The following is a 20,396-nucleotide window of genomic DNA, read 5'->3' as shown; positions in this document are numbered from 1 at the left end:
GTTCAGGCGGCCGCCACCGACGAGGGGCGCGAGGAGAGATCCTCGCGCCCCTCGTCGCGTTGGGGGGGAAGAGTCATGGGGCGCGTCGCCTGACTGGGGTAGAATGGCGACCCCGCAATGCCCAGGGTGAAGACCGCCATGTCAGAGATGCTCGAGCACGACCAGGAAACCGCCGCCCTCAAGGTGCCGCCCCACTCGCTGGAGGCGGAGCAGTCGGTGCTGGGCGGACTGATGCTCGATAACCAGGCCTGGGACAATGTCGCCGACCGCCTGGTGGCCGACGACTTCTACCGTTACGAACATCGGCTGATCTTCAATGTCATGGCCGAACTGGCCGAGTCGGCGCGGCCGCTGGACGTGGTGACGCTCTCCGAGGCGCTGGAGGGGCGCGACCAGCTCGATACCGTGGGCGGCCTGGCGACGCTGGCGGAGCTGGCCCGCAACACGCCTTCGGCCAGCAATATCCGCGCCTATGCCGATATCGTTCGTGAGCGGGCCACGCTGCGCAAGTTGATCCGTGCCGCCAGCCAGATCGCCGATGGCGCCTTCAGCCCCCAGGGGAGACCGGCGAATGAGCTGGTCGACGAGGCAGAGCGACTGGTCTTCCAGATCAGCGAGGAGCGGCCCAAGTCGGGTGGTCCCATCGGCATGAGCGAGCTGCTCGCCAAAGCGGTGGACCGCATCGACGAACTGTTCAACATGCAGGGCGAGATGACCGGTCTCTCCACCGGTTTCCGAGACCTGGATGAGATGACCTCGGGCCTGCAACCCTCGGATCTGGTGATCATTGCCGGGCGCCCCTCCATGGGCAAGACGACCTTCGCCATGAATCTGGTGGAGCATGCGGTCATCTCCAGCGAAAAGCCGGTGATGGTGTTCTCCATGGAGATGCCCGCCGATGCCCTGATGCTGCGCATGCTCTCTTCGCTGGGGCGCATCGACCAGACACGGGTGAGGACGGGCCAGCTGGAGGATGAGGACTGGCCGCGCCTGACCTCGGCGGTCAACCTGCTCAAGGACAAGCAGCTGTTCATCGATGATACCGCGGCGCTGTCACCCAACGAGATGCGTTCGCGTATTCGGCGCGTGGTCCGGGAGCATGGCAATGTCGGGCTGGTGATGATCGACTATCTGCAGCTGATGCAGATCCCCGGCTTCTCCGAGAACCGCACCGGCGAGATCTCAGAGATATCCCGCTCGCTCAAGGGGCTGGCCAAGGAGTTTGGCTGTCCAGTGGTGGCTCTCTCCCAGCTCAACCGCTCCCTTGAGCAGCGACCCAACAAGCGTCCGGTGATGTCGGACCTGCGCGAGAGTGGCGCCATCGAGCAGGATGCCGACGTGATCGCCTTCGTCTATCGCGACGAGGTCTATAATCCTGACAACCCCGACAATCAGGGGCTCGCCGAGCTGATCATCGGCAAGCAGCGCAATGGTCCCATCGGCACGGTACATATGGCATTTATCGGCCGCTATACCCGCTTCGAGGACCTGGCGCCGGACAGCTATGGCGATGGCTTCGGCGAATAGGCTCGGCCTCTCGGCTTGAGCCGTGACGAGGGGCCCGTATAATGCCCACCCTTTCAGTTAGCATAGCCAGGAGGCAGCATGGCAGGCGGATTTCGGCGCGGTAATCGACAGCGTGCACCCAAGCTGGAGGCGCGCGGCGAGCTTCAGTCCGTGGAGCGCGAAGGCCCGTTCAAGGAGTGGCTGGGCATGCCCGACCTCTACCGCTACCAGCTGGTAGTGGAGGGCGAGACCTACAGCTACCAGACCGAGGATGCCGAGCTTCCGGTGGTCGTCGGTGATAGAGTGGTATTTCGCTACAAGGAGACCAAGGCCGGCAAGTGGGTCGACCGAAACTCCCTGGGAAAGGCGATTGATCCCTCAGATTATCAATAGCTTGCGGAACTCGCCAGGGATGCCGGTGTCATATCTTTGACATGCGGTCGTCACCCCGGTGTCATCCGTGGGTGTCAGGCTGCCAGGAACTTCAACGATAAAATACCTGGAGGGATCCATGGAATTTCACGAGTTAAAGGCCTTCGCGGCCCATCACGACAACTACGAGATTCGCGTCATCGGCCATGCCGGCAGCCGCTTCTACCAAGTGGAGCTGGAAGATATCGAGGGGCAGCGTCATATGCTGACCCGTAAGGGCAAGCCGGTGCTCTTCCGTTCGCTGGAAGATGTCTACGTGGAGCTCAAGCGTGCCGGTATCCACCGTGCCTACCTGGTGCAGCAGGTGCCCCACGATGAAGTGATCGGTCGCGAGACTCACTATCAGGAGCCGCTGACCTCACGCATGCCGCTGGTGTTCTGAGCCGCCCTCGCGAACAGGGCCCCGCGTCACTCCTTCTCCCGCCGTTCCAGCCAGCGTCCCAGACGCAGACGACGGCGGGCAAACCAGCGGTACCCCGCATCCATCAGCCCTCCGATCCCTGGCAGGGTGCTCATCCAGACCAGCCGTCGATAGCCCAGCACCGCGTAGAGGGCACGGCTGGCGTCCATCCCCACGAACCAGCGCCCCGCCGCGTCGCGCACGTGCAGCCGGCCCATCATCGCCGCAACGCTGCGGCCGAGCGGCACGGCATCGAAATTCGCGGCCTGGATATCCACCAATGTGACACGCTCTCGGCGCGGGTGACGTGTCAGCCAGGCGACCTCCCGCTGGCATAGCGGGCAGTGACCATCGTGGAAGAGGGTCACCGGGGCGCGGGCAGCGAGGGTGGCGCGTCGGGTCATTTCGGCGTCTCCTCGACGCCAGCATAGCCCGCCCGGTGTTCGCCCTGACCACGGGCGTGTGAATAGGCGGGCGCAGCATCGAGCCGCTCGAGAAAGGCGCCGGCCTGGTCGCGCATGGCGTTGCGTTTCTCCTCGCTCATGCGCGACAGGCTGCCGTAGATCAGCTTCATGCGCGGATTGGTGCTCAGGGTCTCTGCGTGGCGCTCCAGAAAGTCCCAGTAGAGGCTGTTGAACGGGCAGGCGTCGGGACCCGTCACCCGCTTGGGGTCAAAACGACAGTGCCGGCAGTGATCCGACATGCGATCGATATACTTTCCCGAGGCGCAGTAGGGCTTCGAGCCCATCAGTCCACCATCGGCGTGCAGCACCATGCCCAGGGTGTTGGGCAGCTCCACCCACTCGCAGGCGTCGGCGTAGACCGCGAGATACCAGTCGCAGAGCGCCTCGGGTGCCACATCGCAGAGCAGGGCGAAGTTGCCCGTCACCATCAGCCGCTGGATATGGTGGGCATAGGCGTTATCGCGGGTCATCTCGATGGCACGGCGCAGGCAGCGCATCTCGGTCTCGCCGTCCCAGAAGAAGTTCGGCAGGCCACGCCGGGCGCCCAGGGCGTTGCCGCGCTTGTAGTCGGGCATGCGGGTCCAGTAGACCCCGCGGACATATTCGCGCCAGCCCAGCACCTGGCGGATGAAGCCTTCTACCGAATTGAGTGGCGCTCGCCCCTCGTGGTATTCGCGCTCGGCGGCTTCGCACACCTCCCGGGGCGAGAGCAGCCCCAGATTGAGCGCCGCCGCGAGCCGCGAATGGAACAGAAAAGGCTCACTGTCGCTGATGGCATCCTGGTAGCGACCGAAGGCGGGCAGCAGGTGCTCGATGAAATGGCGCAGGTCGACCAGCGCCTGGCGTCGTGTCACCGGCCAGTGGAAGCCCTCGAGGCTGCCGAAGTGGTCGCCGAAGTGTTCTGCCACCAGGGCGATCACCGCGCGAGTGGTGGTGTCATGGCGATGATGGGGGGGCGCGGGCACCGGGGTCCCGGTCGGTAACGGCTCGCGGTTGTCGTGATCGAGATTCCAGCGGCCGCCTGCGGGTTCCTCGCCCTCCATCAGCAGGCCGCTGCGGCGCCGCTGCTCCCGGTAGAAGTACTCCATGCGCAGCGACCTGCGGCCGCTTGCCCAGGCCGCGAAGTCGTCCGGCGTGGTATAGAAGCGGTCGTCCTCGAGGAGTCGCCAGGGCAGGGCGGCGTGCTCACGCTCGCGCATCGCCTGCCACAGCCGCCACTCCCCGGGGCGCACGACCCGAATCTCGTCGCAGGCGTGGAGTCTGGCCAGGCGCTGTGCCTCTGTCACCAGCGCCTGGGTGTTGTCGGGGTCATCCAGGGCGCTGTAGTGCACCCGGTAGCCGCGCTTGCGCAGTGCCTCGGCGAAGTGACGCATGGCGGCGAGGATGAGCGCGATCTTCTGGGGGTGGTGTGGCACATAGCGCCCCTCGGCGGAGACCTCACAGAGCGCCACCACCGCGTTGGCGGGCAGGTCGCGGAGGCTGGGAAGCGCCAGGCTGAGCTGGTCGCCGAGCACGAGCACCAGGGGGCGAGGCATAAGGTTTATCCAAAGGTGTACAGGAAAATATTATAGTACAACCTTGTCGCCGCCGCCGCGAGGGGCCTGATACACTAGTCCCATCTTCATCAACCGTGCGTATCGACCAAGGAGTCAGCCCATGACCACCACGACCCAGGATTCGGCCAATCCCGGCATGGACCACCCCGGCGGCGGGCGCCTGGCCCATGCGCCGGAGGATCATCCGCCGATTCCGCATGCCCGGGTCGGGGTGGTGCTGGTCAACCTGGGCACCCCGGATGCCACCGACTACTGGTCCATGCGTCGCTACCTCAACGAGTTTCTCTCCGACAAGCGAGTGGTGGACTACCCCCGCTGGAAGTGGCAGCCGCTGCTGCAGCTGATCATCCTCTCGCGCCGTCCCTTCAAGTCCGGTGAGGCCTATCGCGGTATCTGGAACACCGAGAAGGATGAGAGCCCGCTGCTGACCATTACCAGGGAGCAGACCCGCAAGGTGGCCGAAGGGCTCGAGGCGCGCCATGGCGACCGGGTGATGGTCGACTTCGCCATGCGCTACGGCAACCCCTCCACTGACAGCGTACTCAAGCGCCTGCAGGCGGCGGGCTGCGAGCGGATTCTGTTCTTTCCACTCTATCCACAGTACGCCTCGCCGACCACCGCTACCGCCAATGATCATGCCTTCCGTACCCTGATGAAGCTCAAGTGGCAACCGGCGATTCGCACCGTGCCGGCCTACTTCGAGCACCCGCAGTATGTCGAGGCCCTGGCCAACAGCGTGCGCGAGGCCTATGCCGCCGCCGAGACAACACCCGAGGTGCTGGTGGCCTCCTATCACGGCGTGCCCAAGCGCTTCCTGATGGAGGGGGATCCATACCACTGCCAGTGCCAGAAGACCACGCGGCTGCTGCGCGAGGCGCTAGGCTGGGAAGAGGGGGTCATCCAGACCGCCTTCCAATCGCAGTTCGGCCCCGAGGAGTGGGTGGGGCCGGCGACCGTGGAGCATGTCGCCGAGCTGGCGCGCCAGGGCAGGAAGCATATTGCCGTGGTGTCGCCGGCCTTCTCCGCCGACTGTGTCGAGACCCTGGAGGAGATCGAGGAGGAGATTCGCGATGCGTTCCTCGAGGCCGGTGGCGAGACCTTCACCTATGTGCCCTGCCTCAACGAACGTGACGACCATATCGCTGCCCTGCTGTCGATCATCGACAACGAGCTGGGGGGCTGGGTCTAGGCACGCCACTGGCGGGCCGGAGTAAGGCGTCAGTCGTAGCCGCGGTCCGGATGGGGTACCGGTTTCTCGCCCACCTCCTCGCGGCGCAGCTCTGCCGGCCGGCCAGTGGTCTTTTCCACGTGCTTGAGCTTCAGGTGAAGCCCGGTCTTGGCCAGCAGGTGAGCGCTGACCGGCGCGGTGATAAACAGGAAGATGGTGATCAGCACCTCCTGAATATCCGGCTTCCCTTCGCTCGCCCAGAAGTAGATCATCGAGGCGCCCAGCATGCAGCCGATTCCCAGGGTCGTGGCCTTGGTGGGGCCGTGCAGGCGCATGTAGAAGTCGCGCAGATGGGTCATGCCCAGCGAACCGATAAAGATGAAGGCGCCGCCGGCCACCAGCAGCAGGGAGGCGACTCCCTCGATGAGAAAGTGCAGCGTCATGATGACCTCCTATTCGATGATGTCGCCACGCAGCAGGTACTTGCACACCGCCACGGTACTGATGAAGCCAAGCATGGCGATCAGCAGCGCCGCCTCGAAGTAGGTCTTGGTATCCAGCCACAGCCCCAGCAGCACGATCAGCGCGATGGAGTTGATGTACATGGTGTCCAGCGCCAGCAGCCGGTCGGGCATGTCCGGGCCGATGGTCAGTCGATAGACATTCAGCGCCATGGCCGCCACGACCAGCGCCAGACTGGTCCAGAGTGCAACCTCAATCATTCGTAGATCTCCTTAAGCGGCCGCTCATAGCGCTCGCGAATGGTCTCGATCAATGCATCATCATCCTCCACGTCGAGGGCATGAATCAGCAGCGACTTGCCATCCAGGCGAAGGTTGGCCGAGACCGTGCCCGGTGTCAGGCTGATGGTGTTGGCGAGCAGGGTAATGGTGAAGCGGTTCTCCAGCATCAATGGGTACTCGATGAAGTGAGGCCGCATGCGCCGCCAGGGGTTGATGATCAGCCAGGCGACCTGAAGGTTGGCGATCACGATGTCGCCGAGTACACGTAGCGCAAAGCGCAGCAGCAGGGCCGGCTTCTTGACATGGGGCTGCGTGTCCCAGAAGCGGTGAGTTGCCAGAGGGATCGCTACCGCCAGGGTACCGCCCAGCAGGATATGGCCGAAAGCAACGCTGCGTACCATCAGCAGCCAGACGATCAGCAGCAGAATCGACAGCAGCGGTGTCGGCAGCCAGGAGCGAGGCTGAATCATGGGGCATCTCCCTCGTTGTTCAGCAGGGCGCGTGTCAGGGCTTCGGGGCGGGCCAGCTGTTCGGCGGTGGCCTCGGTGTAGTCGGTCAGCGGGCCGGCCAGGGCCACCAGCAGCGGGGCGGCACCGATCAACCAGGCGACGCCGAACCACTGACGGCGGGGCAGGTGCTGACCATCGGCCGAGCCGGTGCTGCGCCAGAACAGCGTGGAGCCCGCCCGCGATAGGGCAATGATGGCGGCAAGGCCGCTGAGCAACAGGATCGGCCATAGCCAGACACGCTGGGCGCCCTCGGCGGTGGCCATCAGCAGTGCCTTGCCGATTGCCCCCGAGAGCGGTGGCATACCGGCCACGGCGATGGCGCCGGCGAAGAACAGGGCGGCGAGCCACCCTCCCTGGCGCAGGGGTTGGCCCTTGACCAGACGAGTACCCGCCTTGCCGCGTTGGGCGCCGATCATTTCGGCGAGCAGGAAGAGGCCGCCGGTGACCAGGGTGGTATGGATCAGGTAGTAGAGCAGGGCGGAGACCGCCGCAGGAGTGCCGATACCGATCCCCGCCAGCAAGGTACCCACCGAGACCAGCACCAGATAGGCCACCAGCAGGCGCAGGTCCCGAGCGGCCAGTGCGCCGATGGTGGCCACCACCAGGGTACCCAGCGACAGCCACCATACCCAGCCCTGCTCCAGATCGGCCAGGGGGCCGGCGGCCTCACCGAAGACCAGCGAGTAGACCCGCAGGATGGCGTAGATCCCCACCTTGGTCATGATGGCGAACAGTGCCGCGACCGGTGCGGGGGCCGCGGCATACGCCTTGGGTAGCCAGAAGTAGAGCGGCAGGATAGCCGCCTTGAGGCCGAACACGACCAGTAGCATCAGGGCGCCCGCTACTACCAGTCCCTCATGCTCGGCTGGCAGTTCGCTCAGACGAACGGCCATGTCGGCCATGTTGAGGGTGCCGGTGGCCCCATAGAGGATGCCGACGCTGATCAGGAACAGCGAGGATCCGGCCAGGTTGAGCACCACGTAGTGAACTCCGGACATGATCCTCTCCTTGCCGCCACCGTGCAGCAGCAGTGCATAGGAGGCGAGCAGCAGGACCTCGAAGAACACGAACAGGTTGAACAGGTCGCCGGTCAGGAAGGCGCCATTGATCCCCATCAGCTGCCACTGGAAGAGGCCGTGAAAGTTGCTGCCGCGCTCGTCGTCGCCGGCACAGGCGAACACCACGGCGCCCAGCGCGAGGATGGCGGTGAGCAGCACCATCATGGCCGATAGCCGGTCGAGTACCAGCACGATGCCGAACGGAGGCTGCCAGTCTCCCAGGGCGTAGTAGGTCACCTCGCCGCCGGCGGCTCGGGCCACCAGGGCGATGCCTACCAGCAACAGGCCCAGAGTGGCGCCGACCCCGATCAGGCGCTTCAGGCGCACGTTGCCCTGGCGCTGGAAGAGCAGCAGGATGCCCACTACCAGTGGCAGTACCACCGGCAGCACGATCAGATGAGTGCTCATCGACGCCCCTCCCCGGCTTCATGCTTGCGGCCATCCACATGGTCGTTGCCCGCCTCGCTGCGTGCGCGCATCGCCAGGATCACCACGAAAGCGGTCATGGCGAAGCCGATCACGATGGCGGTCAATACCAGCGCCTGGGGCAGTGGGTCGGCGTACTCCTTGGCGCCGTTGATCAGTGCGGCGCCATCGGTGGTCAGGCCGCCCATGGAGAACAGAAACAGGTTCACCGCGTAGGAGAGCAGGGTCAGGCCCACCACGACGGGGAAGGTACGTGAACGCAGGACCAGGTAGAGTCCGCAGGCGGTAAGTACGCCGGTGGTGATGGCGTAAAGGCTTTCCATCAGGTGGTCTCCTTGCGGGGGCGCTGGGGTGATGCATCGACCTCGGGCGTGGGCTCCTTGGCCGGGCGATGGACCGTGGTCACCTTGCCCAGGTTGGCCAGGATCATCAGGGTGGCGCCGACCACGGCGAGATAGACTCCGAGGTCGAACAGCATCGCGGTGGCCAGCTCGAACTCGCCGATCAGCGGCAGATGAAAATGACCGAATGACGAGGTCAGGAAGGGATAGCCGAACAGCCAGCTGCCCAGTCCCGTGAGGGTGGCGATGCCGACCCCGGCCACGGCCACCGGCTGGTAGGGGAAGTCGAGGCGCTCCTGGCTCCACTCCACGCCGCGCGCCATATAGAGCAGAATCAGTGCCACGGCGGTGACCAGGCCGGCAATGAACCCGCCTCCCGGCTCGTTGTGACCGCGCAGAAAGATGAAGGCTGAGACGAGCAGGGCCAGCGGCAGCAGCGCCATGGAGATGGAGGTGAGAACCGCCGGATAGCGATCCGGCGCCCAGAGGCGTCCCTCGCTGTCGCTATGGGGCATGAACAGCCGCAGGCGATTGAGCAGCTTGAAGATCGCCAGGCCGGCCAGGGCCAGCACGGTGATTTCACCCAGGGTGTCGAAGCCGCGGAAGTCCACCAGGATGACGTTGACCACATTGTGGCCGCCCCCTCCAGGGATGCTGTTCTCCAGGAAGAAGCCGGAGATGGGCGAGTTGTCGCGCGTCAGCACCGCATAGTTGAGGCTGGCGACCACCAGTCCCAGGCTGCTGGCCAGCACCACATCGCGCAGGTTGCGGCGGTTGGAGGACTCGGTGGGGGTCTTCTGGGGCAGGAAGAACAGCGCCAACATCAGCAGGATCATGGTGACCACCTCGACCGAAAGCTGGGTCAGGGCGAGATCCGGCGCCGAGAAGCGGGCGAAGGTCAGGGCGACGACCAGCCCCACCACCGACAGCATGATCAACGAGATCAGTCGGAAACGGTGAGTCACCGCGGTGGCGATGCCGCCGAACACCAGCAGGGCGGCGCCGAGCAGCACGACACCATCGATGGGCTGGTTGCCCTGGGGGCCGGTCAGGCCGCTGATGCGTGCCAGTCCCAGGCTTCCCATCAGCAGCGAGGCGAACAGCAGCCAGCTCATGTAGCGCTGCAGGGAGCCTCCCTCGAAGCGCTTCAGGCCGTGTTCGGACCAGCGGCCCAGGCACTGCAGCGCGGCCTCGAACACCAGGCGCGCATCCACCGGGCTGAAACCGCGGTGGAAGTGGCGCAGGTCGGCGTGACGCCGGTAGGCCGTGATTCCGGCCACCAGGGCCAGCGCACTCATCGCTAGCGGCAGATTCAGACCGTGCCAGACCGCCAGGTGGAAGTCGAGAGGTGCGCCAAGCACCGCCTCCACGGCCAGGCCCAGCAGCCCCTCGGCCAGTACCGGCACCAGGCCGACGATCACGCATAATGCCACCAGCAGCGCCACCGGCGCACGCATCAGCCACGGCGGCTCGTGGGGCGTATGAGGTGGGTCCTCCTTGGCGGGCTTGAAGAAGACCGCGTGCACCAGTCGTAGCGAATAGGCGACCGAGAGGATGCCGCCCAGGGCGGCGAGTACCGGCAGCAACCAGCTCAGTCCGGCCAGCACCGGCGTCTCCAGGGTCTCGGTGAAGAACATCTCCTTGGAGATAAAGCCGTTGAGCAGTGGCACCCCGGCCATGGCGGCCCCTGCCACGCTGGTCAGCAGGGCGGTGACCGGCATCGCCTTGCGCAGGCCGCCCAGGCGGGCGAGTTCGCGGGTGCCGGCCTCGTGGTCGATAATCCCGGCGCTCATGAACAGCGCCGCCTTGAAGCTGGCGTGGTTGAGGATGTGGAACAGTGCAGCGAGCACCGCCATGGGGCTGCCGATGCCCAGCAGGACCGTGATAAGCCCCAGATGGCTGACCGTGGAGAAGGCCAGGATGCCCTTGAGGTCGGTCTTGAGCAGCGCAAACCAGGCCCCGTAGAGCATGGTCGCCATGCCGATCAGGGAGACGACCACCGACCACAGCTCACTGCCGGCGATGGCGGGATGCAGCCGCGCCATCAGGAAGATGCCCGCCTTGACCATGGTGGCCGAGTGCAGATAGGCCGAGACCGGCGTGGGCGCGGCCATGGCGTGAGGCAGCCAGAACTGGAAGGGGAACTGGGCCGACTTGGTGAAGGCCCCCAGCAGTACCAGTGCCAGCATGACCGGGTAGCGCGGGTCGGCCAGTATCGCCTCACCACCGGCCAGCACATCGTCCATGGCGTAGCTGCCGACCATGTCGCCCAGCAGCAGCAGGCCGGCGAGCAGTGCCAGGCCGCCTGCGCCGGTCACGGTAAGCGCCATGCGTGCGCCCTTGCGGGCATCGCTGCGGTGTGACCAGAAGCCGATCAGCAGGAAGGAGGAGAGGCTGGTCAGTTCCCAGTAGAGCCATAGCAGGATCAGGTTGTCGGCCATCACGATGCCGACCATCGAGGCCATGAACAGGATCAGGTAGGCGTAGAAGCGTCCGAAGGGCTCCTCCGCCGAAAGATAAAAATGGGCGTAGAGCAGGATCAGCAGGCCGATACCCAGGATCAGCAGGTTGAAGAGCACCGATAGTCCATCCAGGCGGAAGGCCAGCTCGAGCCCCAGGCTGGGTATCCAGCCGACCGTTGCGCGCAGGGCCTCGCCGCTGGAGAGGGCCGGCAACTGTGCCAGCATCAGCAGCAAAGCCAGGGTCGGGAGGACGGCAGTAGCGAGAGAGCATATACGCCGTCCGTGGCTGGCGGTGACCATTGGTACCAGCATGCCCGCCAGCGGCAGCAGGGCTATCCACATCAATGTCATCGGTCGCTCATCCTGCAAATATGAAGTGTGGGGAAGAGGCATAGGCTACCCGCAGGGCAAGGTGATGCACCAGCGTGGGTCGCATCACTCCTCTGGGGCGGCCTGACGAGACGATATATCGAGCATCCTAACGCAAAGCGTTCCTGTGCGTCCCCGGCTTGTGTTTCAACACCTTGTATGACTAATGTGGTGAAATCGACCGACGGGAGAGCATCTGATGCAACTCGCCGTGCTGGGAGGATTCGTGGTGGCGAGCCTGGTGCCGCTGCTGCACCGATGGTTCGGAGCGGGCACCGCGCGGGTGCTGGCGCTGCTGCCGGCGGCTATCGCCGCCTGGCTGCTGGCCCAGTGGCCGGTCATCGCCGCGGGTGAGACCCTGTGGCTCGAGTGGGCCTGGGTGCCGGGCCTCGATATCACCCTGACCTTCCTGATCGATGGTCTGGCGTGGCTCTTCGCCATGCTGATCTCGATGATCGGCACCCTGGTGCTGCTCTACGCCGGCGACTATCTCCACGGCCACCGCGACCTGCCGCGATTCCTGGTGGTGATCACCGCCTTCATGATGTCGATGCTGGGCCTGGTGCTGGCCGACAACCTGGTCACTCTGTTCGTGTTCTGGGAGCTGACCAGCATCACCTCCTATCTGCTGATCGGCTTCAACCACACCGATCCGGCGGCGCGCAAGTCGGCCCAGCAGGGGCTCTTCGTCACCGTGGGTGGTGGCCTGGCGCTGCTCGCCGGCTTCGTCATGCTGGCCCTGGCCGGCGATAGCTGGTCGCTGGCCGAGCTCAACACCCGCGGTGAGCAGCTCAAGGCGCATGTACTCTATCTGCCGCTGCTGATCTGCGTGCTGCTGGGTGCCTTCACCAAGTCGGCTCAGTTCCCCTTTCACTTCTGGCTGCCCAATGCCATGGCGGCGCCCACCCCGGTCTCGGCCTATCTGCACTCGGCCACCATGGTCAAGGCGGGGGTCTATCTGCTGGCGCGGCTGCATCCGGCGCTGGGCGGCACCGAGCCCTGGGTGATCACGCTCTCCCTGGTGGGGGCGCTGACCATGGCCAGTGGCGCCTTCCTGGCGATCCAGCACACCAACGTCAAGACGCTGCTGGCCTACTCCACGGTGATGGCGCTGGGCACCCTGACGATGCTGCTGGGCATCGGCACCGAGGCCGCGCTCACCGCCTTCGTGGTCTTCCTGCTCGCCCACTCCCTTTACAAGGGGGCGCTGTTCATGGTGGCCGGGATCCTCGACCACGAGACCGGTACCCGGGACGTCACCGCCATGGGCGGATTGCGTCACGCCATGCCGTGTACCGCCCTGGTGGCGGTGGTGGCGGCGCTGTCGCTGGCGGGGTTGCCGCCGCTGCTGGGCTTTATCGGCAAGGAGCTGATGCTGGAGTCGCTGCTGGCCGCGGCAGCCTATCGGGCGGTGATCCTGCCGCTGGCCTTCCTGGCCGCCTTCCTGACCCTGGCGGTGGCGGCGGTCGTCGCCATTCGCCCCTTCTTCGGCCCGCTGCGGCAGACACCGAGCGCCCCCCGAGAGGCCTCCTTCGGCATGCTCGCCGGCCCCGCGCTGCTGGCCGCACTGTCACTGCTGTTTGGCCTGGCGCCCCGGCTCCTCGACTCCCTGGTCGGGGCCACCGTGGCGGGCATCGGGGCGGGGTCGGCCGAGGTGCATCTGGCGCTCTGGCACGGCATCAACCTGCCGCTGCTGCTCTCCCTGGCGAGCCTGGGGCTGGGGGCCCTGGTGTTCCGCCGCTGGGATCGCCTGCGCGCCTGGCTGGCACGCCTCGAGCCACTGATGGCGCGCGGCCCCGAGGCCGGCTATGAGGCCCTGATGAGTGGCATGGTGGATCTCGCCGAGTGGCAGACCCGCTTCCTGCAGAGCGGCTATCTTCGTAACTACCTGGTGATCACCCTGCTGGTGTTGCTGGGGCTTGTGGGGCATGCGTTGCTGCTGCGGCATACGCCCAGCATCACCTTCACGTTGGATATCTACTTCCATGAGGCGGTGGCGGCGGGGCTGATGGTGGCCGGAGCGGTCTCCGCCTGCGTGATGCGCTCGCGGCTGGCGGCGGTGGCCGCGGTGGGGGTGATGGGCTTCTCCATTGCCCTGACCTTCGTGCTGTTCAGTGCACCGGACCTGGCCATCACCCAGCTGCTGGTGGAGACCCTGACGGTGATCCTGCTGGTGCTGGTGCTGTTCCGGCTGCCGCGCTTCGCGACCCTCTCGACCCCCGCCGAGCGATTGCGCGACCTGGCGGTGGCGGGGCTCTCCGGCGGGCTGGTGACGCTGCTGATGCTCGCCGTGCTCTCCGGCGAGCGGCTGCCGCGCATCTCCGACTACATGGTCGCCAACAGCCAGCCGCTGGGGCGCGGCCACAATATCGTCAACGTCATCCTGGTGGACTTCCGTGCCCTCGACACCCTGGGCGAGATGTTCGTGCTGGCGCTGGCGGCCAGCGGCGTCTATGCGATGCTGCGCTTCCACGCCGAGGAGTACGCGGCCAGGGATGCCGGCCACACCCGGAGGAGCGACGATGGTTAGATCCGGCACGCTGATCCTCAACGTGGCGGCACGACTGCTACTGCCGCTGCAGCTGATGTTCTCGCTGTTCCTGCTGCTGCGTGGCCACGACGAGCCGGGTGGCGGCTTCATCGCCGGACTGGTCGCCGCGGGGGGCTTCGCCCTTTACCTGTTCGCCTATGGGCGGCGCGCCCTGGGAGCGATGATCAAGGTCTCGCCGCGGGACCTCGTGGGGGTCGGCCTGCTGCTGGGAGTCGCCTCCACGCTGCCCGCCTGGTGGCATGGCCAGCCCTTCTTTACCGCTCAGTGGTGGACCCTGCCGGTGATCGACTTCAAGGCCTCGACGCCGCTGATCTTCGATATCGGGGTCTACCTGGTGGTGCTCGGCTCGGTGCTGACCGCCATCACCGCTCTGGTCAAGACCGATCAGGCAGACGACGAACGCTGAGGAGGTCCCATGGAACCCTTGCTGGCCGTCGCCATCGGCATCCTGTTCGCCGCCGCGATCTACATGATGCTGCGCCGCTCCATCGTCAAGCTGGTGATCGGACTGATGCTGCTCTCCAACGCCGCTAACCTGCTGATCTTCGCCACCGCCGGCATGACCCGCGGGGCACCACCGCTGGTGCCGCAGGGGCTCACCGCACCCGAGGGGGCCGTCGCCGACCCGTTGCCCCAGGCGCTGGTGCTTACCGCCATCGTTATCGCCTTCGGTGTGCTGTCGTTCGCCGTGGTGCTGGTGCGTCGCGCCTGGGAGGTCGTGCGTGCCGATGACCTGGACAAGATGAAGGATACCGACACGTGAACCCCGAGATCGCGCTGCCTATCCTGATTCCGCTGATGTCGGGCGCCGTGTCGCTGGTCTTCTGGCGTTCGCGCCCGATGCAACGGCTGGTCGCCGTGGGCGGCACCGTGGCATTGCTGCTGACCAGCGTCTGGCTGCTCGCCTCGGTGAGCCGTGAGGGCATCCTGGTGATGCACATGGGGGGCTGGCCGGCGCCCTTCGGCATCAGCCTGGTGGCCGACCTGCTGGGCGCCATCATGGTGGTGCTCACCGGTATCATCGGCTTCGCGGTGGCCCTCTACTCGCTGGCCACCGCCGGGCGCGGCCACGAGGCCTACGGCTACTTCCCGCTGATGCATCTGCTGCTGGCCGGAGTGGCCGGCGCCTTCCTCACCGGCGACATCTTCAACCTCTACGTGTGGTTCGAGGTGATGCTGGTGGCCTCCTTCGCGCTGCTGATCCTCGGCAGCGAGAAGCCGCAGATGGAGGGGGCGATCAAGTACGTGACTCTCAATCTGCTCTCCTCGGTGATCTTCCTGATCGCCGTGGGGCTGCTCTACGGCATGGTGGGGACCCTCAACATGGCCGATATCGCCCGGCGCCTGGTCATGGTCGAGGAGCAGGACATGGTGGATGCCCTGGCGATGATGTTCATGGTCGCCTTTGGTATCAAGGCGGCGGCCTTCCCGCTGTTCTTCTGGCTGCCGGCCTCCTATCACACCCCTCCGGTCGCGGTATCGGCACTCTTCGCGGGGCTGCTCACCAAGGTGGGGGTCTATGCGCTGTTCCGGGTCTTTACCCTGATCTTTCATCATAGCCCGGGCTACACCCACGAGATCCTGTTGTGGGGCGCGGGGCTGACCATGCTCTCAGGGGTGCTGGGAGCAGCGGCCCAGTTCGAGTTCCGACGCATCCTGTCGTTTCATATCGTCAGCCAGATCGGCTACATGATCCTCGGCCTGGCGCTCTTCACGCCTCTGGCGATCGTCGGCGGGGTCTTCTATATCATCCATCATATCATCGTGAAGACGAACCTCTTCCTGGTCAGCGGCATCGTCCACCGGCTGCGTGGCAGCTACCAGCTCAAGCGCCTGGGTGGCTTCTATCGCAGCCATCCGTGGCTGGCGCTGCTGTTCCTGATTCCCGCCCTGTCGCTGGCTGGTATTCCGCCGTTGTCGGGGTTCTTCGCCAAGTTCATCGTGATCCGTGCCAGCATCGAGGCCGAGGCCTACGGGGTCACCACCATCGCCTTGCTGGTGGGGCTGCTCACGCTCTACTCCATGATCAAGATCTGGGCCGAGGTGTTCTGGAAGTCGGTGCCGCCGGAGGGGGACGTCGATCCCTATCCTGAGGTGCGCCAGCGCGAGCTGTGGCTGATGGTGGCGCCGGTGGTGGGGCTGGCGCTGTGTACTCTGTTCATCGGCCTCTACCCGGCGCCGATCCACGCCCTGGCCGAGGCCTCGGCGGCCCAGCTGCTGGACCCTCAGAGCTACATCCGGGCGGTGCTGGGAGCGCAGGTGGAGGGAGGGCCATGATCGGTGCGGCCTGGAACCTGCTGCTGGGGGGCGCCTGGGTAGTGCTCACTGGCCACTTCAGCGGCCTCAACCTGCTCGCCGGCCTGGTCTTCGGCTACCTGGTGCTGGCGCTGATCCAGCCCCAGGTACCGGCGCTGGCCGGCTATGCTCAGCGTCTGCCTCGGCTGGTGGGCTTCATCGGCTTCTTCGTCAAGGAGTTGGTGATGGCCAACCTCAAGGTGGCCTTCGATATCGTCACCCCACCCTGGTACATGAAGCCCGGGGTGATCGCCATGCCGCTCCAGGCACGCAGCGAGTTCGAGATCGCCTTCGTCGCCAACCTCATCTCGCTGACCCCGGGCACCCTGAGCCTGGACGTCTCCGACGATCGCCGAGTGCTCTATATCCACGCCATGTTCCTGGACGAAGAGGAGGAGCTGCGGCGCGATCTGGCGGAGCTGGAGCGCCGTGCCCTGATGCTGTTTCGCTGATAGCCATTAGCCATGCCGAGCCGTGAAGGAGGCTACCGATGTCGCCCATCATTCTGTTGAGCCTGGCGCTGATGTCGCTGGCACTTTGCCTCGCCTTCGTGCGCCTGTTCCGGGGGCCGACCCTGCCCGATCGGGTGGTGGCCCTGGAGCTCTTCTCGTCGATTCTGGTCGGTATCATCGGAGTGATGGCCATCGCCACCGACGTGGCCAGTCTGCTCGACGTCGCCATCGTCATGGCGCTGATGGCCTTTATGGCTGCCATCGGCTTTGCCCGCTTTCTGGAGCGAGGAGGGCCGCGGGATGACTGATATCGTCGGCGAAGGACTGGTTCTGGTCGGGGCGCTGTTTATGCTGTTGGCGGCGCTGGGGGTGGTACGCCTGCCCGACCTGCTCACCCGCATGCACGCCACCACCAAGGCCGCCACCCTGGGCGTCACCCTGATCATGTTGGCGGTGGCCATCCACTTCGCCCAGGCGGCGGTGGTGGCGCGGGCCTTCGGCGTGATCCTGTTTATCCTGATGACGGCACCTGTGGCTGCTCACGTGATTGGCCGTGCCGGTTACTTCGTCGGCTCGCGGCTGTGGGAGGGCACGGTCAAGGACGAGCTCAAGCCCCACTACGACCCCTTGACCCACGAGCTCAAGAGCGGCCGCGAGGGCGAGCGGCGCCCCGGGGAGTCCGACGTCCCCTGATTGGCTACCTAGACAACGCATGAGGCCGCCCGCGGGCGGGCTCATGCGTTGTGGGCAGATGATCAGTTTTATTTGTACATAAATTGTACTAATGTTTAAGTCGTGTTCATGATTGCCGAGGCCTCGCCATGCATCGCAAACCTCATTTGCCGCAGAAGTCCTGCCGGCACTGCGCCAGGCCCTTTACCTGGCGACGCAAGTGGGAGCGCTGCTGGCACGATGTGCGTTACTGCAGCGAACGTTGCCGCCGCGAAGCACGCCGTGGTGCGACCACCTTATGAGCCGGGTACTTGTGTGGCTGCGCGGCGACCTGCGCCTGGCCGATAATCCGCTGTTGCACTTCGAGCACCCGCCGGAGTCGTTGCTGTGTGTTTACGTGCTGGACCGCGATTGGCTGCGGGCGTTCGATGGCGGCGTCACGCGCATGGGACCCGCGCGGCTGCGTTTCCTGTGGGAAAGCCTGATCGCCCTGCGCGGTGAGCTATTGAGCCGTGGCAGCGACCTGCTGGTGCGCCTGGGCGATCCGGTGGCGGAGGTTGCGCGGCTGGTCGAGCGGCATCGCATCGATCAGGTGTCGGTGCGTCGCGATGCCGGCTGGGAAGAGTCGCAAGCGGTGTCGCGACTGGCCAGATGTCTCGACCCGGAGGTCAGGCTCTGGTGCCCAGACGGTGGCACGCTGTTCGATGAGACCCGGCTACCGATCGCTGTCGAGGCCCTGCCCCCAAGCTTCTCGGCCTTCCGCCGGCGGGCCGAGCGCCACTGGGTCGTGCCTTCCGCCATGCCGGCGCCGATTTCCCTGCCGCCCTGGCCCGAGACGGCGTCGCGCGGGCTGCCACCGCTGACCAGTGTATGCACCGAGGCTGCCGGCTGGCGCCCCGACCGCCGCGGCGAGTTCGACTTCGTCGGAGGCGAGGCGGCGGGGCGAGAGCGGCTCGCTCACTATCTGGCCCTTGGCGGCCCGGGCCGCTACAAGCAGACCCGCAACGGCCTTTGCGGGCCCGACTTCTCGACCCGGCTATCGCCCTGGCTAGCCCACGGCTGCCTTTCGGCGCGCCAGGTCCACGATGCGGTGCGCGCCTGGGAGAACCATCACGGCGCCAGCGACTCCAGTTACTGGATAGTGTTCGAGCTGCTGTGGCGCGACTATTTTCACTGGGCCGCCCGTCAGGAGGGGGCGGCGCTGTATGGCCCACGGCCGTTGCCGGCGGTCAATGAGGCCCTTGAGACCTGGCGCCGTGGGCGCACCGGCATGCCCCTGGTGGATGCCGCCATGCGCGAGCTGGCCGCGACCGGCTGGTTGTCCAACCGGGCGCGTCAGAACGCGGCGAGCTACCTGGTGCATGAGCTGGGGGGCGACTGGCGCCTCGGCGCGGCCTGGTTCGAGCGCTGCCTGATCGATTACGATGCCGCCAGCAACTGGGGCAACTGGCGTTATGTGGCCGGCGTCGGACGCGACCGTCGTGGCCAGCGTTTCGATGTGTCATGGCAGGCCGAGCGCTACGACCCTCGGGGCCACTACGTGACCCGCTGGCTGTCGACCTGACGCCACTGCCTTCTTCGTCGGCTGACCGCAGTGGTGACGGACTGTTATCTTGTGGTGCTCTGGCGGCTAGGCATCGCCCGAAGGTACTGGCGCGCAGGGCGCCATCTGCGCGATGATTCTCGCCTTCCGCCCACGCCAAGGAGAGCTTCATGCGACGGATAACAGTGACCAGCTGCCTGGCCCTTGCCCTGCTGGCCGGTTGCCAGAGTGGCCCGGCCCACGAGGCGCGAGCCGCCAACGATGCCGCCGAACCTGCCTCCGGCGGGGCCCACGAAGTGACCACCTCCCGGGATAAGGCGTCGGCGGTCGCCGAGAGCTTCGACAACTGGCTGGCTCGTTTCCGTCGCGAGGCCCGCGCCGAGGGCATCTCCGAGACAACCCTGGAGCGAGCCCTCGCCTCGCTGCGCTATCGCCCCAGGGTGATCGAGCTCGACCGTTCCCAGCCGGAGTTCGTACGCCCCATCTGGCAATATCTGGATACCGCGGTCTCCGCCCAGCGGGTCACCACCGGGTGTGCCCGCCTGGCCGAGCACCGCGACACCGCACGCCGCATGGAGCAGCGTTACGGGGTGCCGGCCGAGGTGATCGTGGCGATCTGGGGCATCGAGAGCAACTATGGCGGGAACTTCGGTGACTTCTCGACCCTGGAGGCGCTGGCAACCCTGGCCTATGACGGTCGGCGCCGGGACTTTGCGCGTGGCGAGCTGCTCGCCGCCCTGCGCATCATCGACGCCGGGGATATCGCCCCCGGGCGCATGCTGGGCTCCTGGGCCGGGGCCATGGGGCATACCCAGTTCATTCCCTCGAGCTTCGAGGCCTACGCTCGGGATGGTGACGGCGACGGGCGTCGCGATATCTGGGGCAGCATCCCCGACGTCATGGCTTCTACTGCCTACTATCTGGCGCGCGCCGGCTGGCGCGAGGGGGAGCCCTGGGGTGTCGAGGTGGTCCTGCCGGAGGGGTTCGACTATGCCCAGGCCGAGTCGTCCAACCGCCTTTCCTCCGCGGCCTGGTCCGCCCAGGGCGTGCGCCCCGCGGGGAAAGGCGCCTTGCCCACCTTTGATGAGGCCGCGGTGATCGTGCCCGCGGGGGCGAGAGGCCCCGCCTTCCTGGTGGGCCCCAACTTCCGTGTCATCCTGCGCTACAACAACGCCACCAGTTATGCGTTGGCCGTCGGTAATCTCGCCGACGAGATCGCGGGGCGTGACGGGGTCATCGGTGGCTGGCCACGCGACGAACAGCCTCTGGCACGCGCCGAGATCCGCGAGATGCAGCAGGCCCTCAATGCGCGCGGCTTCTCCGTGGGGGTGCCCGATGGCATTCTGGGGCCCAATACTCGACGTGGCCTGCGTGAGTACCAGGCGTCCATCGGTGAGATACCGGATGGCTTCGCGACCCGGCGACTGCTGGAGCGCCTGGCCCGCTGAC

23 protein-coding genes are annotated in these 20,396 nt (G+C 66.0%); 14 read left to right on the top strand and 9 right to left on the bottom strand.

Annotated features, from left to right (window positions below; translation table 11 throughout):
* Positions 1-2 precede the first annotated feature (2 nt).
* Complete coding sequence (locus tag GRB80_RS12540; RefSeq protein ID WP_161423799.1) at positions 3-140, bottom strand: hypothetical protein; 138 nt, start codon at positions 138-140, stop codon at positions 3-5.
* On the opposite strand from GRB80_RS12540, the gene dnaB reads away from it, so the two are divergent.
* The 3 genes from dnaB (at position 139) to GRB80_RS12525 (ending at position 2,320) form a co-directional block, all read left to right on the top strand.
* On the top strand, positions 139-1,527 hold the full coding sequence (gene dnaB, locus GRB80_RS12535) for a replicative DNA helicase (protein WP_161423798.1): 1,389 nt from the start codon (positions 139-141) through the stop codon (positions 1,525-1,527). The two genes, GRB80_RS12540 and dnaB, sit on opposite strands and share 2 nt — an antisense overlap.
* A gap of 78 nt (positions 1,528-1,605) precedes the next feature.
* Positions 1,606-1,899, top strand: a complete 294-nt coding sequence (locus GRB80_RS12530) for a hypothetical protein (protein ID WP_132044288.1) — start codon at positions 1,606-1,608, stop codon at positions 1,897-1,899.
* A gap of 118 nt (positions 1,900-2,017) precedes the next feature.
* Positions 2,018-2,320, top strand: a complete 303-nt coding sequence (locus GRB80_RS12525; protein WP_132044286.1) for a DUF6482 family protein — start codon at positions 2,018-2,020, stop codon at positions 2,318-2,320.
* Positions 2,321-2,346: 26 nt separating this feature from the next.
* Here GRB80_RS12525 and GRB80_RS12520 read toward each other — a convergent pair whose 3' ends face one another.
* Positions 2,347-2,742: a thiol-disulfide oxidoreductase DCC family protein gene (locus GRB80_RS12520; RefSeq protein ID WP_132044284.1), complete on the bottom strand. Its 396-nt coding sequence runs from the start codon at positions 2,740-2,742 to the stop codon at positions 2,347-2,349.
* On the bottom strand, positions 2,739-4,337 hold the full coding sequence (locus GRB80_RS12515) for a cryptochrome/photolyase family protein (RefSeq protein ID WP_161423797.1): 1,599 nt from the start codon (positions 4,335-4,337) through the stop codon (positions 2,739-2,741). The genes GRB80_RS12520 and GRB80_RS12515 overlap by 4 nt, the downstream gene beginning before the upstream one ends.
* Before the next feature lie 121 nt (positions 4,338-4,458).
* Between GRB80_RS12515 and hemH the strand changes: the two genes are divergently transcribed.
* Entirely contained in the window at positions 4,459-5,547 is a 1,089-nt protein-coding gene (gene hemH, locus GRB80_RS12510) for a ferrochelatase (RefSeq protein ID WP_237561990.1), read from the top strand.
* A gap of 29 nt (positions 5,548-5,576) precedes the next feature.
* On the opposite strand, the gene GRB80_RS12505 is transcribed toward hemH, so the two are convergent.
* Genes GRB80_RS12505 through GRB80_RS12480 form a run of 6 tightly spaced genes read right to left on the bottom strand, consistent with a single transcriptional unit; the run spans position 5,577 to position 11,416 of the window.
* On the bottom strand, positions 5,577-5,969 hold the full coding sequence (locus GRB80_RS12505) for a Na+/H+ antiporter subunit G (RefSeq protein WP_202597223.1): 393 nt from the start codon (positions 5,967-5,969) through the stop codon (positions 5,577-5,579).
* A 9-nt stretch (positions 5,970-5,978) separates the two neighbouring features.
* The gene (locus tag GRB80_RS12500) at positions 5,979-6,248 is read right to left on the bottom strand and encodes a K+/H+ antiporter subunit F (protein WP_132044280.1); all 270 of its coding nucleotides are present in this window, start codon (positions 6,246-6,248) and stop codon (positions 5,979-5,981) included.
* The gene (locus GRB80_RS12495) at positions 6,245-6,739 is read right to left on the bottom strand and encodes a Na+/H+ antiporter subunit E (protein WP_132044278.1); all 495 of its coding nucleotides are present in this window, start codon (positions 6,737-6,739) and stop codon (positions 6,245-6,247) included. The genes GRB80_RS12500 and GRB80_RS12495 overlap by 4 nt, the downstream gene beginning before the upstream one ends.
* A complete protein-coding gene (locus GRB80_RS12490; RefSeq protein WP_132044276.1) occupies positions 6,736-8,244 on the bottom strand; it encodes a monovalent cation/H+ antiporter subunit D in 1,509 nt (502 codons plus the stop codon). Before GRB80_RS12490 ends, GRB80_RS12495 begins: the two co-directional genes overlap by 4 nt.
* Positions 8,241-8,585, bottom strand: a complete 345-nt coding sequence (locus GRB80_RS12485) for a Na+/H+ antiporter subunit C (protein ID WP_132044274.1) — start codon at positions 8,583-8,585, stop codon at positions 8,241-8,243. The genes GRB80_RS12490 and GRB80_RS12485 overlap by 4 nt, the downstream gene beginning before the upstream one ends.
* The gene (locus tag GRB80_RS12480) at positions 8,585-11,416 is read right to left on the bottom strand and encodes a monovalent cation/H+ antiporter subunit A (RefSeq protein WP_161423796.1); all 2,832 of its coding nucleotides are present in this window, start codon (positions 11,414-11,416) and stop codon (positions 8,585-8,587) included. Before GRB80_RS12480 ends, GRB80_RS12485 begins: the two co-directional genes overlap by 1 nt.
* A gap of 217 nt (positions 11,417-11,633) precedes the next feature.
* Here GRB80_RS12480 and GRB80_RS12475 point away from each other — a divergent pair, with 217 nt between their 5' ends.
* From GRB80_RS12475 to GRB80_RS12430, 10 genes are all read left to right on the top strand, one after another.
* Positions 11,634-13,964, top strand: coding sequence for a putative monovalent cation/H+ antiporter subunit A (locus tag GRB80_RS12475; protein WP_161423795.1), 2,331 nt, complete (start codon positions 11,634-11,636; stop codon positions 13,962-13,964).
* Positions 13,957-14,391 (top strand): Na+/H+ antiporter subunit B, encoded by a 435-nt coding sequence (locus GRB80_RS12470; protein ID WP_161423794.1) that lies wholly within the window; start codon positions 13,957-13,959, stop codon positions 14,389-14,391. The genes GRB80_RS12475 and GRB80_RS12470 overlap by 8 nt, the downstream gene beginning before the upstream one ends.
* Before the next feature lie 9 nt (positions 14,392-14,400).
* A complete protein-coding gene (locus GRB80_RS12465) occupies positions 14,401-14,748 on the top strand; it encodes a Na+/H+ antiporter subunit C (RefSeq protein ID WP_161423793.1) in 348 nt (115 codons plus the stop codon).
* Positions 14,745-16,262 (top strand): Na+/H+ antiporter subunit D, encoded by a 1,518-nt coding sequence (locus GRB80_RS12460; protein ID WP_161423792.1) that lies wholly within the window; start codon positions 14,745-14,747, stop codon positions 16,260-16,262. The genes GRB80_RS12465 and GRB80_RS12460 overlap by 4 nt, the downstream gene beginning before the upstream one ends.
* A complete protein-coding gene (locus GRB80_RS12455) occupies positions 16,259-16,732 on the top strand; it encodes a Na+/H+ antiporter subunit E (RefSeq protein ID WP_132044262.1) in 474 nt (157 codons plus the stop codon). Before GRB80_RS12460 ends, GRB80_RS12455 begins: the two co-directional genes overlap by 4 nt.
* A 38-nt stretch (positions 16,733-16,770) precedes the next feature.
* Positions 16,771-17,040 (top strand): monovalent cation/H+ antiporter complex subunit F, encoded by a 270-nt coding sequence (locus GRB80_RS12450; protein WP_132044260.1) that lies wholly within the window; start codon positions 16,771-16,773, stop codon positions 17,038-17,040.
* A complete protein-coding gene (gene mnhG / locus GRB80_RS12445; protein ID WP_132044258.1) occupies positions 17,033-17,425 on the top strand; it encodes a monovalent cation/H(+) antiporter subunit G in 393 nt (130 codons plus the stop codon). The genes GRB80_RS12450 and mnhG overlap by 8 nt, the downstream gene beginning before the upstream one ends.
* Positions 17,426-17,553: 128 nt before the next feature.
* Complete coding sequence (locus GRB80_RS12440) at positions 17,554-17,706, top strand: DUF2256 domain-containing protein (protein ID WP_132044256.1); 153 nt, start codon at positions 17,554-17,556, stop codon at positions 17,704-17,706.
* Positions 17,703-18,968, top strand: coding sequence for a DASH family cryptochrome (locus GRB80_RS12435; RefSeq protein WP_161423791.1), 1,266 nt, complete (start codon positions 17,703-17,705; stop codon positions 18,966-18,968). The genes GRB80_RS12440 and GRB80_RS12435 overlap by 4 nt, the downstream gene beginning before the upstream one ends.
* Positions 18,969-19,117: 149 nt before the next feature.
* On the top strand, positions 19,118-20,395 hold the full coding sequence (locus GRB80_RS12430; RefSeq protein WP_161423790.1) for a lytic murein transglycosylase: 1,278 nt from the start codon (positions 19,118-19,120) through the stop codon (positions 20,393-20,395).
* Position 20,396: the final 1 nt, after the last annotated feature.

The organism is Halomonas icarae (assembly GCF_009901955.1).
GTDB lineage: Bacteria > Pseudomonadota > Gammaproteobacteria > Pseudomonadales > Halomonadaceae > Halomonas > Halomonas icarae.
The sequence above is the reverse complement of the archived record's forward strand: the minus strand, read 5'-3'. Positions and strand labels throughout refer to the sequence as shown.